This window comes from Desulfobulbus oralis (assembly GCF_002952055.1).
In the GTDB taxonomy this organism is placed as follows: Bacteria; Desulfobacterota; Desulfobulbia; order Desulfobulbales; family Desulfobulbaceae; genus Desulfobulbus; species Desulfobulbus oralis.
Genome location: NZ_CP021255.1, coordinates 351,456 through 366,944, shown reverse-complemented (window position 1 = coordinate 366,944; position 15,489 = coordinate 351,456). Strand labels below are relative to the sequence as shown.

At 64.9% G+C, this 15,489-nt stretch carries 13 protein-coding genes; 12 read left to right on the top strand and 1 reads right to left on the bottom strand.

Annotation, left to right across the window (positions count from 1 at the left end; translation table 11 throughout):
- The first annotated feature begins 6 nt into the window (after window positions 1-6).
- The 4 genes from ruvA to rsmH all read left to right on the top strand — a co-directional run bounded on the left by ruvA (window position 7) and on the right by rsmH (window position 3,321).
- On the top strand, window positions 7-624 hold the full coding sequence (ruvA, locus tag CAY53_RS01460) for a Holliday junction branch migration protein RuvA (RefSeq protein ID WP_104935638.1): 618 nt from the start codon (window positions 7-9) through the stop codon (window positions 622-624).
- A 21-nt stretch (window positions 625-645) separates the two neighbouring features.
- The gene (gene ruvB / locus CAY53_RS01455) at window positions 646-1,722 is read left to right on the top strand and encodes a Holliday junction branch migration DNA helicase RuvB (RefSeq protein WP_104935637.1); all 1,077 of its coding nucleotides are present in this window, start codon (window positions 646-648) and stop codon (window positions 1,720-1,722) included.
- 241 nt (window positions 1,723-1,963) lie between these two features.
- A complete protein-coding gene (gene mraZ / locus CAY53_RS01450) occupies window positions 1,964-2,416 on the top strand; it encodes a division/cell wall cluster transcriptional repressor MraZ (protein WP_181040353.1) in 453 nt (150 codons plus the stop codon).
- A gap of 8 nt (window positions 2,417-2,424) precedes the next feature.
- On the top strand, window positions 2,425-3,321 hold the full coding sequence (gene rsmH / locus CAY53_RS01445; RefSeq protein ID WP_104935635.1) for a 16S rRNA (cytosine(1402)-N(4))-methyltransferase RsmH: 897 nt from the start codon (window positions 2,425-2,427) through the stop codon (window positions 3,319-3,321).
- An 88-nt stretch (window positions 3,322-3,409) separates the two neighbouring features.
- Here the strand turns inward: rsmH and CAY53_RS12845 are convergent, their stop codons facing one another.
- Window positions 3,410-3,895 (bottom strand): hypothetical protein, encoded by a 486-nt coding sequence (locus CAY53_RS12845; protein WP_181040351.1) that lies wholly within the window; start codon window positions 3,893-3,895, stop codon window positions 3,410-3,412.
- On the opposite strand from CAY53_RS12845, the gene CAY53_RS01435 reads away from it, so the two are divergent.
- From CAY53_RS01435 to CAY53_RS01400, 8 genes are all read left to right on the top strand, one after another.
- The gene (locus tag CAY53_RS01435; protein ID WP_181040350.1) at window positions 3,887-5,554 is read left to right on the top strand and encodes a PASTA domain-containing protein; all 1,668 of its coding nucleotides are present in this window, start codon (window positions 3,887-3,889) and stop codon (window positions 5,552-5,554) included. The genes CAY53_RS12845 and CAY53_RS01435 overlap by 9 nt on opposite strands.
- A complete protein-coding gene (locus CAY53_RS01430) occupies window positions 5,551-8,610 on the top strand; it encodes a UDP-N-acetylmuramoyl-L-alanyl-D-glutamate--2,6-diaminopimelate ligase (protein ID WP_181040348.1) in 3,060 nt (1,019 codons plus the stop codon). Before CAY53_RS01435 ends, CAY53_RS01430 begins: the two co-directional genes overlap by 4 nt.
- A complete protein-coding gene (gene mraY, locus CAY53_RS01425; RefSeq protein WP_104935631.1) occupies window positions 8,600-9,679 on the top strand; it encodes a phospho-N-acetylmuramoyl-pentapeptide-transferase in 1,080 nt (359 codons plus the stop codon). The genes CAY53_RS01430 and mraY overlap by 11 nt, the downstream gene beginning before the upstream one ends.
- Window positions 9,680-9,681: 2 nt before the next feature.
- The gene (gene murD, locus CAY53_RS01420; protein WP_104935630.1) at window positions 9,682-11,070 is read left to right on the top strand and encodes a UDP-N-acetylmuramoyl-L-alanine--D-glutamate ligase; all 1,389 of its coding nucleotides are present in this window, start codon (window positions 9,682-9,684) and stop codon (window positions 11,068-11,070) included.
- Window position 11,071: 1 nt separating this feature from the next.
- Window positions 11,072-12,163 carry an undecaprenyldiphospho-muramoylpentapeptide beta-N-acetylglucosaminyltransferase gene (murG, locus tag CAY53_RS01415; protein ID WP_104935629.1) on the top strand — a complete coding sequence of 364 codons (1,092 nt, stop codon included), beginning with the start codon at window positions 11,072-11,074 and terminating at the stop codon, window positions 12,161-12,163.
- A 4-nt stretch (window positions 12,164-12,167) separates the two neighbouring features.
- Window positions 12,168-13,556, top strand: coding sequence for a UDP-N-acetylmuramate--L-alanine ligase (murC, locus tag CAY53_RS01410; RefSeq protein WP_104935628.1), 1,389 nt, complete (start codon window positions 12,168-12,170; stop codon window positions 13,554-13,556).
- A gap of 52 nt (window positions 13,557-13,608) precedes the next feature.
- Complete coding sequence (murB, locus tag CAY53_RS01405; protein WP_104935627.1) at window positions 13,609-14,535, top strand: UDP-N-acetylmuramate dehydrogenase; 927 nt, start codon at window positions 13,609-13,611, stop codon at window positions 14,533-14,535.
- A 203-nt stretch (window positions 14,536-14,738) separates the two neighbouring features.
- On the top strand, window positions 14,739-15,488 hold the full coding sequence (locus CAY53_RS01400) for a cell division protein FtsQ/DivIB (protein ID WP_181040347.1): 750 nt from the start codon (window positions 14,739-14,741) through the stop codon (window positions 15,486-15,488).
- Window position 15,489 lies beyond the last annotated feature (1 nt).

Genomic DNA, 15,489 nt, shown 5'->3' with positions numbered 1-15,489 from the left:
TTTGCCATGATTGCCGCCCTGCGGGGGAACATCATCCAGAAGAATCCGGGCTCCCTTGTGCTGGATGTGGCAGGGGTGGGCTACGAGGTCCTGGTGTCGCTGCGCACCTGGGAGACGCTGCCGGAGCTGAACCGGGAAGTGCAGCTTCTGGTGCAGACCATTGTGCGGGAAGACGCCATCACCCTCTATGGTTTTACCGACGCAGGCGAAAAGGCGCTCTTTATGCTTCTGCTGGGGGTATCGGGCATTGGGCCCAGGCTGGCCCTGACCGTTCTGGGCGGGCTGGGAGCGGCCGAGCTGCAGAGCGCGATTGTGGGGCGCGATCTGGGCCGTCTGACCTCGGTGTCCGGGGTGGGCAAAAAGACGGCCGAGCGTATCTGCGTGGAACTGGCCGAAAAGGTGGGCAATCTGGGGGACAGTGCGGCCGTGCCCCCGGGCGCTGCCGCGGTGGGTGCCGGACCGCGGTCCTCGCCTGAGGCTGATACGGTTTCGGCCCTCGTTAACCTGGGTTACAGCGAACAGCAGGTCTGGCCGGTTCTGCGCGCCCTGGAAAAGGAGCGGGACTGCACCGGGCTGTCGCTGGAAGAGTGGTTGCGTCTGGCCCTGCGCCGGCTGGCCAGGTAGTCTTTTGGGGAGGAAAGCGGAGTGAAGCAGGAAGAGCCCCTGACCGGCAACAGACTGGTGAGTGCGGAGCTGGAAGCCGACGACGTCCTGGGCGGCGGCGTGGAGATCCGCCCCAGAACGCTTGCCGAGTACATCGGCCAAAGGCAGGTGAAGGAGAGCCTCTCCGTTTTTATCCAGGCGGCCAGGCAGCGCCATGAGGCCCTGGATCATGTGCTGTTTCACGGCTTCCCGGGCCTGGGCAAAACGACCCTGGCCTACATCATCGCCAACGAAATGGGCGCGGGCATCAAGGTCACTTCCGGCCCGGTCATCGAGCGGGCCGGCGATCTCGCCGCCATTCTCACCAGTCTGCAGCAGGGGGATATTCTCTTTATCGATGAGATCCACCGGCTGAACCACGTGGTGGAGGAGATCCTTTACCCGGCCATGGAGGATTATCAGCTCGATCTGGTGATCGGCCAGGGGCCGGGCGCACGCTCCGTCAAGATGGATTTGCCGCGCTTCACGCTGGTCGGCGCCACCACCCGTACCGGCCTTTTGACCCCGCCGCTCCGCGACCGCTTCGGCGTCATGCTCAGGCTCGATTACTACACGCCGGAGGAACTGGCGACCATTGTCCAACGCTCGGCCAGACTCTTCCAGATCGAGATTACCGGGGAGGGCGCCCTGGAAATCGGCCGTCGCTCCCGGGGCACGCCCCGCATCGCCAACCGGCTGCTGCGCCGGGTGCGGGACTTCTCCGATGTGGGGGGACATGGCTGCATCAGCGCCGAAGTGGCGGACCGGGCCCTTGACCGCCTCCTGGTCGACCGCTTTGGCCTGGACGAAATGGACCGCCGCATTCTGCTGACGCTGATCGAAAAGTTTCAGGGCGGGCCCATTGGGCTGGAGACCCTGTCCACCGCGGTCTGCGAGGAGAAGAACACGCTGGAAGACGTGTACGAACCCTTTCTCATCCAGTCCGGCTTCCTCATGCGCACCCCGCGCGGCCGGATCGCCACCCAAAGCGCCTACGAACATTTCAACCTGCCGTTCCGCACCGGCAACGCCTACCAGGGCAGCCTGTTCGACGAATCCGAACCCCGGGACGGCACCTGAAGCAACAGACCACCCTGTTTTTTCATGCGGATTTTGTCATTTGCCGCGCCCGCCTCATTTTTGTTTCCCGCCGACCGCCTGAAACAACGTTTTTGTAGCCCCCTGTTTTTCCCCCGATTCTCTCCTTCTTTGTGCTTGACTTCTTGTTTCAGTCCTGTTTATCCTTGGGGCAAAGAGTGGTGTGAAGTGGCTGCAAGGTGGAGTGAATCCCCAAAAAAACCTTTTATAGTTCCGTGTCATTGTGCTCCAGTTCGAAGGCAATTCCGAGCATGGCCTGGACCCCAAGGGCCGCCTGAATATCCCCGCCCGCTTTCGCGAGGTGCTGAAGGAGGTCTATGACACCGAGATGTTGAAGGTGACCCTGTGGCGGGGCTGCCTGCGCGCCTATCCCCTGCCCGAGTGGGAAGATCTGATGAGAAAGCTGAGCGCCGAGGCGCTGACGCACCGCAAGGGCAGTCAATTCATCCGCATGCTGGTGAGCAACCTGGTGGAATGCCCGGTGGACAAGCAGGGCCGCATTCTCATCCCGCCCAGGATGCGGAACGATGCCGGCATCGGCAGCGAGGTGGTGCTGGCCGGCGTCCTGCAGTACTTCGAGATTTGGGACAAGGCCGCGTGGGAGCGCGAGTTCGCCGAGATGTATGCTGCCTTTGACGACTACGAGGAGATCATGGCCACAGTCGGCGTGCTCTAGGTCCAGAAATGACCGAAGCTGCGATGGCGCGTCATGTGCCGGTTCTGCTTCAGGAAGTGCTGGACTGGCTGCGACCCGCAGCCGGCCGGGTGTATGTGGATGCCACTCTGGGCCTGGGCGGCCACAGCCGGGCGATGTTGGCGGCCTCGGTACCTGATGGCCGGGTGATCGGCTTTGAATGGGACAGGCAGGCGGTGGCAATTGCGGGAGAAAGGCTGGCCTCCTTTGGCGAACGGATCCAGATTGTGCCGGCTTCCTATACGGAAATGCCCGCCGTTCTGCACCATCTGGGCATTCAGGCGGCGGACGGCCTGCTGGCCGATTTGGGCCTTTCCTCGCTGCAGCTGGATCTTGCCGAGCGCGGCTTCTGCTTCCACTCCGATGCCCCCCTGGACATGCGCATGGACCGGAAGCGGCCCTTGAATGCAGCCCAGTTGCTTGCGGAAGCGAGTGAGTCGCAGTTGGCCGACCTGCTCTACTACTACGGGGAAGAGCGGCAGGCCCGGCGCATTGCCAGGCATCTGGTGCGGGCCAGGGAGCTGCAGGCCATAACGACGACCAAGCAGCTGGCGGCACTGGTGGCTCAGGCCGTACCCCGGCGCTATCACCCGAAACGGGTGCATGTGGCCACTCAGACTTTTCAGGCCCTGCGCATTGCCGTGAACGGCGAGCTGGACAATGTGCGCGCGCTTTTGACCCTGGCGCCGCAGGTGCTGAAGCCGGGGGGGCGCATGGCCATTATCGCTTTTCACTCGCTGGAAGACCGGCTGGTGAAGCGGGCTATGGAGCAGGACCCGCGCCTGCAGCCCCTGTGTAAAAAACCGGTGACGCCGGGACCGGAAGAGCTTGCGGCAAATCCCCGCAGCCGCAGCGCCAGGATGCGTATTGCCAGGCGCTTGGAGTAAAGGTGATGGCTACAAAGGAGGGGACGCCATGATCATCGACATGCACAGCAGAACCTGCAGGTATCAATCTGCTTTCCAGGGCAAAAGGTCATTTCTCTCTCTTGTCTGGGAGCGGGGGCGGGGCTTCCCGCTGACTGCCTCCCAGCAGTTGAGCCTGATTTTTCTGGCGGCCTTTGGCCTGTGCCTGGGGCTGGCCTGTTCCGCTTGCATACATGCCCGGATGGTGGCGATGGCAGCTGAAACTGAACAGATACAAAAACACTACATTGCCCTGCATAAGGAGCATGTGCAGTTGTTCGACACGAAAAAGTATCTGAGTTCCAGCGGGCGGATCGAGAAAATTGCCGCAGCACGCTTTCAACTGTTCAAGCCAACACCGGAACAGATTCAATATCTTTAGCAAGTTGTAATGGCAAAGATCGCCGTTTCCCCCAAAAGTAACAGGAGCAGACTTTTCAAGATCTTTGCAGGCCTTATTTTGCTGACAGCGACTGGGGCCGTTCTGTATGGAATCCCTCCCTTCCTCCTGGATATCAGCAGGATCACCCAGTCCGCTGTCGGCAAAATGCCTCATGAATCTGCAGGGGAAAACGCCGCTCCCGCTATCCTGCGGGGCTCTGTCTACGATCAGGGCTTCAATGAACTGGCGGTCAGCTATCGCCTGTACACCCTGAATGTGCGACCCGCCGACATGACTGATCACCGGGCCACGGCCCAGGCCCTGGCCCAGGTGACCGGCCGGCCGGCAGCCGATCTGGAGGGCAGCCTGAAAAGCTCCCGCCAGAGCCTCAGGCTCATGGATGATCTGGATGAACGTCAGGCAGCGGCCATAGAAGGCCTGCATCTGCCTGGCGTTTTTTGCGTGCCCGTGGAATACCGTTTCTACCCGGCCCATACCGCCGCATCCCACGTGCTGGGCTTCATGGATGGCCGGACAGGCCTGGCCGGTGTGGAGGGCCGTTACGATGCCGTGCTGTCGTCGCGTACGGTGCGCAACAGCAACATTCCGGCCATTGATTTCAAGGGACAGCAGATCCTGGGCGCGGAATCGGTTGATCTGATTCTGACCCTGGACCTCCGTTTGCAGCGCCAGCTCGAGCAGATGGTGCGGGAATATCTTGCCGCCCAGGGGCTGGGAAAGGGCATGGGCCTCCTGCTGGAGCCCGGAAGCGGCCGAGTGCTGGCCCTGGTCAACCAGCCGGCCTTCAATCCGAATTACTTCTGGAAGGCCCGGGATGATAATCGGGTCAATCGCATTTACAGCCAGTTGCTCGATCGGGACCTCATCCGGCCGATCATGGCCCGGGCCGCTGCCATAGAGCGGGGCGGCCTGGACGGGGCGCCGCTTTTGCCAGCCACGGTGGCAGCGCCTGACTATGGTTTTTCCGGTGATATGCTGCACGACTTTGCACGGCGCATCCGGCTCTTCGATTCGGTGTCCGACAACTGGGAAGGCGGGGCGTCCCAGGACAATCGCGAGGGCAGCCAGGAGGCGGTGACCGGCGTGCAGATCGGCGCCACCCTGGCCAGTCTGGTCAACGGCGGCTGGCGCATCAATCCCTTTGTGGTCGATTCCATTTACGATCATGGGAGCAGGACCCGTTTTTACCGGAAGAACGAGGGCGACAGCCGGGCGCATGTGCTGGATCCGGCCCTGAGCGTCAAGGTGCGGCGCGACCTGTTTTCCTGCTGGGTATCGACTGCGGACAACAAGATTCTGTATCGGGCGGAAAAGCGGCAGGACGGCTCGGCCGGCGAGCTGCGCGGATATTCCATCCAGCGGCTTTTTGCCGGCATGGTTCCGGCGCAGTACCCCAGGTATCTTTTGGTGATTGCGGTAGAAACCAGCGAAATGCAGCCCCGGCAGGGCTCCGCCGTCACCCAGACGGACAGTCTGGTGCAGCTTGGCCGCAGTATGCTGAGCTACGTTCAGAATCATCCGCCGCAGGTGGCCCCGACCGAAGAGCCGCCGCCTCGCAACGAAGAAAACAAAAACCAGTTTTTCATCAGCAGGCGTCTGGCCGCGCCCAAAACGCCGGAGGAAGTCGCGGCCCGGGCCGCGACCATGCCGGCCCTCAGGGGTCTCAGTCTGCGCAAGGCGCTTCGGAAGATGGATCCCTACAAGATGAAGGTGAACATTACGGGCCGCGGCAGGGTGGTGGCGCAGTATCCCCTGGCCGGCAGCCCGCTGCATGGCGCGAATGAATGCGCCCTGACTTTGGACGAACGATGAACACCCGTCCCCCGCGCTCTCTTGGCGAACTGCTGTCGGCCTCCGGGCTGCCGGCGGGTCTTTCCGGCGCCGCACTGGATGTGCCGGTCACGGCCGTGGTCTGCGATTCCCGCAGGGTCACGGCGGGCGCGCTCTTTGTGGCACTGCCCGGTCATACGACTGCCGGGCATCTGTATGTGGAGGAGGCCATCAGGCGGGGCTGCTCCGCAGTGGTGGCGGAGCGGGGCCGCATCGATGCAACATGGCCCGTTCCCGGCCTTCCGGTGGACGACCCCCAACAGGCGCTCCTGGCCCTGGCAGCGGCCTGGTACGGTCATCCGGCCCGCAGCCTGCACTGCATCGGCATCACGGGCACCAACGGCAAGACCACCAGCACCTGGCTGATTGAGGGCCTGCTGGTGCAGGCCGGCCTCTGTTGCGGGGTCATCGGCACGGTCGATTACCGCTGGCACGACGCGAGCGGTGTGCATGTGCTGCAGAAGGCCGCCCTGACCACGCCGGACGTGCTGACCCTTCAGGCGCTCCTGCGGCAGATGGTCGATGCGGGGGCGACCCATCTGGTCATGGAGCTGTCCTCCCATGCCCTGGATCAGGGCCGGGTCGGCGGTCTGGCCTTTGATGTCGCCGTGTTCACCAACCTGACCCGGGACCATCTGGATTACCATGGCGACATGGCCCGCTACTTTGCCGCCAAGAAGCGGCTGTTCACCGAATATCTGGCTCCGGGCGGCACGGCGGTGATCGACGTGGACGCACCGGGCGACGAGCAGGCCTGGGGCGAGCGGCTGGCGGCCGGCCTGGGTGGGATCAGGGTGCTGCGCACCGGGCTGGACCCGCGCTGCGACGTCGGGGCAGAGGCTATCGAGTATGGCTTTTCCGGCTTCAACTGCACGCTGCGGGCCTGCGGAGAGCGGGTGCCGCTGCATTCGCCGCTGGTGGGCGCCTACAATGTGCGCAATGTCCTGGGGGCCGTGGGCGCGGGGCTGGCGCTCAACGTGCCGCTTCCGCAGATCTGCGCGGGCATTGCCAATGTTCGGGTCGTGCCCGGCCGGCTGGAGCGGGTCGTGCCCAAGGGCGACTCCCGGCTCTTCCCGGCCGTCTTTGTGGACTATGCCCACACGCCGGATGCGCTGGACAATGTGCTGCGCACGCTGCGCCTCATCCGCAAGAGTGGACGGATCGTCTGCGTGTTCGGCTGCGGCGGCGACCGGGACAAGGGCAAACGGCCGCTCATGGGACAGGCGGCTGCCCGCCTGAGCGACCGGATTCTCGCCACCTCGGACAATCCCCGCACGGAAGATCCGGAAGCCATCCTGGACGCCGTCATTCCCGGGCTCGAGCAGGCAGGCGCGAAGGCCTGCGCCGAAGCCCGGCTGTTTGCGGCGTCGCAGCCGGGGCCCTGCTACGCCCGGGTCTGCGACCGGCGCCGGGCCATCGCTCTCGCCTGTGGGCTGGCAGGGCCCGAGGACATCGTCCTGATTGCCGGCAAGGGTCACGAGGACTATCAGATCTGCGGCACGGAGAAACAGTACTGTGACGACCGTGTCCTTGCCCTGGATGCGCTCACGAACTGGAACGGGCGTCTGCTGCTGGCTGCCCTGAAGCCGGTGGGCGGCGCCGTTGTGGCGCAGGCCGAGGCACCCCGCCTGCTGGGCCGGGTGAGCACCGACAGCCGGCAACTGGCGGCTGGCGACATTTTCGTGGCGCTGAAAGGCGAGCGCTTCGACGGTCACGACTTCATCGGGCAGGCCCTGGCCGCAGGCGCGGGCGCCGTCATTGGCGAAGCCTTTCCGGAGAGCGCCCTGACGCAGCGGGCGACGCTGTGCCTCAGGGTCGAGGACAGTCTGGCGGCCCTGGGAGCGCTCGCGGCTTTCCGGCGGCAGCTCTTTGCCGGCTCGCTCCGGGTTGCGGCCATTACCGGCAGTTCCGGCAAGACCACGGTCAAGGAGATGGTGGCCGCCATTTGCGAGAACGCTCTCAGAGACGGGTGGGCCAATACGGAGCCGGTGCTCAAGACCTGCGGCAATTTCAACAACCTGATCGGTCTGCCCCTCTCGCTGCTGCCCCTGCATGCGGGCCACCGCGTGGCTGTCATGGAAATGGGCATGAGCGCGCCCGGTGAAATCGCAGCCCTGACCGGCATCGCCGATCCGGACCTGGGCTGCATCAATACCGTGCACCCCGCGCATCTGCAGGGTCTGGGCAGCCTGGCAGGCGTGGCCGCGGCCAAGGGCGAACTCTTTCAGGCCATGCGGCCCGAGGCCGTTCGGGTGGTGAACGAGGACGATCCCCGCATCTGGCGGATCGCCGAAGCCTCGGGCGGCAGCAGGATTGGCTTTGCCCTGACCGAGGCGGGGCTGGCCAGGCATCCCCTGGTCTCTGTGCGGGATCTGGAAAATCTGGGTCCTGCCGGCCTGCGTTTCACCCTGCACATCGGTTCCTGGCACCAGCGCATCGATCTGCCGGCCCTGGGCGAGCACAATGCCCACAATGCGGCCGCAGCCGCAGCCATCGCGGTGGGCCTGGGCATTACGCCGGAAAACATCGCCCTGGGTCTGGCCCGGTATCGCCCGCTGGAGCGGCGGCTGGCCCTCAGGAAACTGCCCGGGGGCCTCCAGGTGCTCAACGACGTCTACAACGCCAATCCGGCCTCCATGGCAGCCGGCCTGCGCACCCTGGCGGCCCTGGCCACGACGGGCGGGAGAACGCGGAGCGTCGCTGTTCTGGGCGACATGCTGGAACTGGGAGCGGATTCGGCCAGACTGCACCGGGAGATCGGCGAACTGGCCGCTGCCCTGCATCTGGACTGGCTGGCCGTAAGCGGAGGGCAGGCCGAGGAAATCGCGGCTGCCGCCCAGGAGGCCGGCATGGCGGCCGGGCGGGTGCTGGTCTTTGCCGCGCCCGCGGAAATCGGCCTTTGGTGCGCCGGCCTGTTCCGATCGGGCCGGCTTGAGCAGGGCGACTGGATTTTTGTCAAGGGTTCCCGCGGGATGCACATGGAAGGCTTCATCGAAGAGCTGGAGCGCCAACTTTCAGGAGAGGCCCATGCTCTATAATCTGCTGTACGGCTTCCATACCGAATGGAGCTGGCTGAACGTCTTTCGCTACATCACCCTGCGCTCCATCGGCAGCGCAATCACCGCCTTCCTAGTGGTGGCCTTCTGCGGGCCGGCCTTTATCCGCTGGCTCAGGAGCCGGCAGATCGGCCAGGTGGTGCGCGACGACGGTCCGGAAACCCACTGGTCCAAGCGCGGGGTGCCCACCATGGGCGGCCTGCTCGTGCTGGCCGGCATGGGGGCGGCCGTCCTCCTGTGGTGCGATCTGCGCAACGGGCTCGTGTGGCTGCTGCTGGCCATCAGCGTGTTTTACGCCGGCATCGGCGCCATGGACGACTGGAAGAAAATCAGCAGGGGCAACAGCCGGGGCATCTCGCCCAGAGAAAAGCTGGTTCTGCAGATTGGGGGGGCGGCGGTGGCGGCCTTCATCCTTCTGGCCTGTCTGCACTACAACGGCAGGCTCAGTCTGCCCTTTTTCAAGAGCATCCAGCCGGACCTGGGCTGGTGGTATCTGCCGTTCGCGGTTCTGGTCATTGTGGGCGCCTCCAATGCCGTCAACCTGACCGACGGTCTGGATGGTCTCGCGGCCGGGCCGATTCTCACCACCGCCTCAACCTATCTGGTCTTTTCCTACGCGGCCGGCAATGCGGTCATAGCCTCCTATCTGCAGATCCCCTATGTGGAAGGCGCGGGCGAGGTCACGGTGTTCTGCGGGGCCATCGTCGGCGCCTGCCTGGGCTTTCTCTGGTTCAACTGCTACCCGGCCCAGATTTTCATGGGCGATGTCGGTTCCCTGTCTCTGGGCGCCACCCTGGGCGCGGTGGCCATTATCACCAAACAGGAATTTCTCCTGGTGATTGTGGGCGGCCTCTTCGTCATGGAAGCGGTCTCCGTCATTTTGCAGGTGGGCTACTTCAAGCTGAGCCACGGCAGGCGCATCTTCCTCATGGCGCCCTTCCACCACCATTTCGAGAAAAAGGGTTGGCCCGAGCCCAAGGTCGTGATGCGCTTCTGGATCATATCCATCATCCTGGGCCTTTTGGCCCTGAGCACCCTGAAGCTGAGGTGAAGATGGGCTGCGCTACGGACCCATTGCCGCTGCGGGCGGGACAGGTGGCGGGCGTTCTGGGCCTGGGCCTGGCCGGCCGGGCAGCGGCGCGCTTTCTGGCGAGCCTCGGGCTCAGGCTCAGGGTCAGCGACCAGCGCAGCCGTGAACAGCTGGCGGAGGCGGAACCCGGATTCCTGGACTTTCTGGAGGGATGCGGTGCGGTCTGCGAGTTTGGCGGCACGGGTGGCAGCTTTCTGGATGGTCTGGATCTGCTTTCGCCGGCGCCCGGCGTGCCGCTGCAAAACCCGCTGGTCGTGGCGGCAGGGCGGCGGGGTATTCCGATCATGGGCGAACTGGCCCTGGCTGCCGGGCGTTTTCGGGCGCCGGTCATTGCGGTTACCGGTTCCAATGGCAAGACCACGACGACCGGGCTGATCGGGCATCTCCTGAAAACAGCGGGCAGAAGGCCCTTTGTGGGCGGCAATATCGGCGCCCCGCTTCTGGACTGTTGCCTGCATCCCGAAGGCTACGACTGTGTGGTGCTGGAACTGTCGAGCTTTCAGCTCGACATCTCCGGCGCCTTCCGGCCGGACATCGGGCTGTTTTTGAATCTCACGCCCGACCATCTGGACCGCCACGGCTCCCTTGAACGGTATGCGGCGGCCAAAAGAAAGCTCTTTGCCAGGCAGGGGCCGGGCGATACGGCCATTCTGGGCATCGACGACGCCCTGGTGGCGGCCACGAAGCTGCCCGACGGCGTGCGGCGCCTGAGCTTCGGCAGGGCGGCGGATGCGGATTGCGTGGTGACAGCCGATGGCCTGCGGCTGGCCTCGGCCGGCCGGGAACAGCTCTTCCCGCTGGCAGCCGGCCGCCTGCATTCTCTGGTAAACCGGCTGAACGCCGCGGCCGCGCTCCTGGCTGTGGGGGCGCTGGACATCGGGCCCGAGGCCATGGCGGCAGGCCTGGCCAGTTTTCAGCCGGCGGCGCATCGCATGGCCCCGGTGGCCCTGATCGGGGGCGTGAACTGGATCGACGATTCCAAGGCCACCAATATCGGCGCCATGGCGGCGGCGCTGGCCAGTTGCCCGGGCAGGGTGGTGCTGATCGCCGGCGGCCGCGACAAGGGGGGCGATTACGGGCTGGTGGCGGATCTGGTGCGGCAGAAGGTGCGCACGCTGGTGCTGCTGGGCGAGGCCGCGCCCCTGATCGAAGCGGCCTATGGCAGCCTGACGCCGAGCCTGCGCGCCGGGGACATGCACGAGGCGGTGCACCTGGCAAAGGAGAGGGCCCAGCCCGGTGATACGGTGCTGCTGGCGCCCGGCTGCTCCAGCTTCGACATGTTTTCCGGTTATGCGGAGCGGGGCCGGGTCTTTGCGGAGGCGGTCCTGGCCTTGAAAAAAGCGGAGCCCTGATATGCGTGCGGCGATTGCCGGCGGTGGCACCGGCGGACATCTTTTCCCGGGCATTGCCCTGGCGAATGCGCTGAAGCACCGTGAGCCGGGCAGCGAGATCCTCTTCATCGGCACCTCGCGGCTCCTGGACCAGCAGGCGCTGCAGGGCCAGGGTTTTCAACTGGCCGCCCTGGCCAGCGGCGCTTTGAAGGGACGGGGCCTGGGGGCGCGGCTGCGGGCCCTCTGCTCCCAGCCCCGGGCCATCTGGCAGGCCAGGCGACTGCTGCGGCAGTTCCGGCCGGATCTGGTCTTTGGCGTGGGCGGTTACGTCACTGGGCCCGTTCTGGTGGCGGCGAAGACTCTGGGCGTGCCGACGGCCATTCACGAACAGAATTCGGTGCCTGGGCTGGCCAACCGGCTGGCTGGGCACTTTGTGGACAGGATCTGCATTTCTCTGCCCTGCAGGCCGGCTTTTCCGGCAGGCAAAACCGTGCAGACCGGCAATCCGGTGCGGGCAGAGATTGTGGCGGCCGCCCGGAGCGGGCGCCGCGTGCGGTCTGCGGGCGAGCCGCTGCACCTGCTGGTTCTGGGGGGCAGTCAGGGCGCGCACGCGGTGAACGAGCTGCTGCTCGCGGCCCTGATGCTGCTCCATCGGCAGGGCCTTGGGATACGGGTGCAGCACCAGAGCGGCCAGGCAGATGCGGAGCGGCTGCGCGCAGGCTATGCCGCGGCCGGCATCGAGGCCCAGGTCACGCCCTTCATCATGGACATGGCCGCGGCCTATGCGGCGGCGGATCTGGCCGTGTCGCGGGCCGGAGCCACGACTCTGGCCGAACTGGCGCTTATGGGGCTCCCCGCCATTCTGGTGCCCTATCCCTATGCTGCCGATGACCATCAGGCCATCAACGCGGCCTACTATGCGGACGGGCATGCGGCGCTGGTCTTCCGGGAGCATGAGCTGTCGCCGGAAAGGCTGGCCGCCTGTCTGCAGGACTTCGTGGCCGACCGCGGGCGGCTTTACGAGATGGGCCGGGCCATGCGGGCCCTGGCCCGGCCGGATGCGGCGGAGCGGCTGGTGGACGAATGCCTGCTCCTGGCGGCAAAAGGACATTGAGCCTATGTACAGACACAACCTGCATATTCATTTCGTGGGCATCGGCGGCATCGGCATGTCCGGCATCGCCGAACTCCTGCTGACTCTGCACTACCGGGTGAGCGGCTCCGATCTGCAGGAAAACGAGCTGACCAGGCATCTGGAGAGCCTGGGCGGCACGGTGCACATCGGTCACGACGCCCGCTGGATAGAGGGCGCAGACGTGGTGGTGGTGTCCAGCGCCGTCCGGCCCGACAACCCGGAAGTGGCGGCCGCGGTGGCGGAGAAGATCCCGATCGTGCAGCGGGCCGAGATGCTGGCCGAACTGATGCGGCTCAAGCGCTACGGCATCGCGGTGGCCGGCAGTCACGGCAAAACCAGCACCACGTCCATGGTGGCTGCGGTGCTGACCGAGGCGGGACTGGACCCGGCGGTCGTGGTGGGCGGCAAGGTGCAGAGTCTGGGGGGCAGCAACGCCCGCCTGGGCAGCGGCGAGTTCCTGGTTGCCGAGGCGGACGAGAGCGACGGCTCTTTTCTGAAGCTCTCCCCGGCCATCGAGGTCATCACCAACATCGATCTGGAGCATCTGGACTATTACCGCGACCTGGAGCATATTCGTTCGGTGTTCGGGGCCTTTGTCGAGCGCCTGCCCTTTTACGGCGTGGCCGTGCTCTGCCTGGACGACGACAATGTGGCCCAACTGCTGCCGCAGATCAGAAAGCGCATCATCACCTACGGCCTTTCCGAGCAGGCAGACCTGCAGGCCGTGAAACTGAGCCGCCAGAACGGCCGCTACGTGTTTACCGTGCGCTCCCGTGACCGGGAACTGGGGGAAATCAGCCTCAACCGCCCGGGCCGGCATCTGGTCTACAACAGCCTGGCCGCAGTCGCTGTGGGGCTGGAGCTGGACATTGATTTTGGCCGTATCGCCCGGGCCCTGGGCAGTTTTCAGGGCGTGCAGCGCCGGCTGCAGACCAAAGGCGAGGCCGGGGGCATTCTGGTGGTGGATGACTACGGCCATCACCCCACGGAGATTCGCGCCACGCTTTGGGCGGTCCGCGAGGGCTGGCCGGAGCGCCGGGTGGTGACCGTGTTCCAGCCGCACCGCTACAGCCGCACCACGGCGCTCTTCGACCAGTTTCTGACCGCCTTCAGGCGTTCGGATGTCCTGATTCTCTGCGACATCTATGCGGCGAGCGAAGCGCCGCTCGAAGGGGTGTCGAGCGCAGCTTTGGCCGAGGCCATTCGTCAGTACGGCCAGAAGCAGATCCACTATCTGCCGGAAGTGCTGGCCGATCCGGCAAGGCTCCTGCCGCTGCTGGAGCCGGGGGATCTGGTGCTGACCCTGGGCGCCGGCAGCGTCGGCCGGCTGGGCGAGCAGTTGCTTGCCCTTTTGCAGGGCGTGGGGCCATAGCGGGGCATGCATGACAGATCTTTTCATACAACTCTGATCCGGTGACGATGCCATGAACAGCAGCCAGAAAAAAGCCCTGGAGCGGCTCTGCCCGATGGTGCGGTGGCAGGTCAGCATGGCTGATTTCTCCTCCTTCCGCACCGGCGGCACTATCGAGGCTCTGGTGGAAACCGGAGACTGCTCCGTTTTGCCGGGCCTTTTGCGCTGGCTGGGCGAGGAGCGCATTCCCTGGCAGGTTTTGGGCGGCGGTTCCAATATTCTTTTCAAAAGCGGTCTGCACGAGGGCGTGTTCCTGCGTCTCAAAGGCAGCCAGAGGGACCTGCTCCTGCGGGAGGACCCGGCCCCGGAGGGCCTGCATCTGGTGGATGTGCAGGCAGGCATCCGCCTGAGCCGCCTTCTGGGCTGGTGCGCGCAACAGGGGTTCTCCGGTCTGGAGTTTATGACCGGTATTCCCGGCACGGTCGGCGGCGCCGTGGCCATGAACGCCGGCGCCTTCGGCGGTTGCATGGGCGACAGGCTCGTGGCCCTGCGCTGCCTGAATGCCAGGGGCGAGGCGGCCGAGCTGCCCGCCCGCCTGCTGTCCTTCCAGTACCGGCAGACCCTGTTCCCGCCGGCATACCGGGAGCACTGCCTGATTACCGGAGCAACGCTTGGCCTGCGGCTCGCGGCCGGGGCGGACATACGGGAGCGGATGCGCGCGGTGCTGGCCCAAAGGCGGGCCAGACAGCCGCTCGGCATGCCCAGCGCCGGCTCCTTTTTCAAGAATCCACCCGGCGACTATGCGGGCCGGCTGATCGAGCGGGCCGGACTCAAGGGCTACAGTCACGGGCAGGCCATGGTCTCGCCCAGGCACGGCAACATCATTGTCAATCGGGGCGGCGCCAGCCCGGAAGATATCCTGGGGCTCATGCGCGTCGTCCAGGAACGGGTGCGCCGGCACTGCGGCATCGTGCTGGAGCCCGAGGTGCGCCTGTTTTGAGCGTGCCAGGAGAGAGAATGAACTATCAAAGGAAAAGAAGTGCTTTCGGACGCCACCGCCGGACCGGCGCCTGGCAGAGCATATGCGGGGGGCTGCTTCGGCTCCTGGGCCGGCGTCAGGCACGGCCGTATCCGGCAACTAGCCTGTACAGCGCCGAACACCAGCGCCTCCCAAACAGACGTTTTTCGCTGGCAGGCTTGCGTATGCCCTGCATGTTGCTGGGGCTGGCCCTGCTGGGAGGATGGACCTTGCATCAACTCTGCCACTGGAACATCTTCCGGGTGACGGAACTGCGCCTCGAGGGCGCGCATACCCTGAGCGAAGGGCAGGTGCTGGGTCTGGGCGGTCTCGAACAGGGCCTCAATCTGGTGACCCTGAACACCCGCAGGATCGAGCGGCAGATTGCCACCCATCCCTGGGTGGCCGGGGTGCAGGTCAAAAGGCAGTGGCCTTCGGGCGTCCTGGTGGAGCTGCACGAGTATGTGCCCTTTGCCCTGCTCAATCAGGTTCATCCCGGTGGCGGCTCCCAGTTGAGTTACATCGATTACGATGGCCATGTCATTGCCGAGGTGCCCGAGGGGGGCGGACTGGATTATCCGGTGATCAATGGCGCTGGCCCGGATGACATCGCGGACGGACGGCTGGTCACGGGGGGCGCAGCCGAGAGGGCCTTGCAGATTTTGCACCTGGCTGCCCGGGGCAATGCCCTCCTGCCCCTGCAGTCGGTTTCCGAAGTGTATATCGGAACAAAAAAAGATTTTACTCTTTATCTGGCGGAGCATCCTTTTCCCATTCATTTTGGGCGTGATCATTTAGAGCATAAATTCAACGAGTTGCTGCATGTGCTCAAGCAACTCTACGACAGCGGCGACATCGGACGGACCACTGTGCTTGAAATGGGATATGGTGATGATGTAAATAAAATGTTATGTCGTTCAGCACAGTCCAAGTGAG

What these genes read in the sequence shown, in the direction of transcription:
- murC (WP_104935628.1), top strand. Translation starts at nt 12,168, where the DNA reads ATGTACAGACACAACCTGCATATTCATTTCGTGGGCATCGGCGGCATC.
- ruvA (WP_104935638.1), top strand. Translation starts at nt 7, where the DNA reads ATGATTGCCGCCCTGCGGGGGAACATCATCCAGAAGAATCCGGGCTCC.
- CAY53_RS12845 (WP_181040351.1), bottom strand. Translation starts at nt 3,895, where the DNA reads ATGAGGCATTTTGCCGACAGCGGACTGGGTGATCCTGCTGATATCCAG.
- CAY53_RS01400 (WP_181040347.1), top strand. Translation starts at nt 14,739, where the DNA reads ATGCCCTGCATGTTGCTGGGGCTGGCCCTGCTGGGAGGATGGACCTTG.
- murD (WP_104935630.1), top strand. Translation starts at nt 9,682, where the DNA reads ATGGGCTGCGCTACGGACCCATTGCCGCTGCGGGCGGGACAGGTGGCG.
- rsmH (WP_104935635.1), top strand. Translation starts at nt 2,425, where the DNA reads ATGACCGAAGCTGCGATGGCGCGTCATGTGCCGGTTCTGCTTCAGGAA.
- mraY (WP_104935631.1), top strand. Translation starts at nt 8,600, where the DNA reads ATGCTCTATAATCTGCTGTACGGCTTCCATACCGAATGGAGCTGGCTG.
- murB (WP_104935627.1), top strand. Translation starts at nt 13,609, where the DNA reads ATGAACAGCAGCCAGAAAAAAGCCCTGGAGCGGCTCTGCCCGATGGTG.
- murG (WP_104935629.1), top strand. Translation starts at nt 11,072, where the DNA reads ATGCGTGCGGCGATTGCCGGCGGTGGCACCGGCGGACATCTTTTCCCG.
- CAY53_RS01430 (WP_181040348.1), top strand. Translation starts at nt 5,551, where the DNA reads ATGAACACCCGTCCCCCGCGCTCTCTTGGCGAACTGCTGTCGGCCTCC.
- CAY53_RS01435 (WP_181040350.1), top strand. Translation starts at nt 3,887, where the DNA reads ATGCCTCATGAATCTGCAGGGGAAAACGCCGCTCCCGCTATCCTGCGG.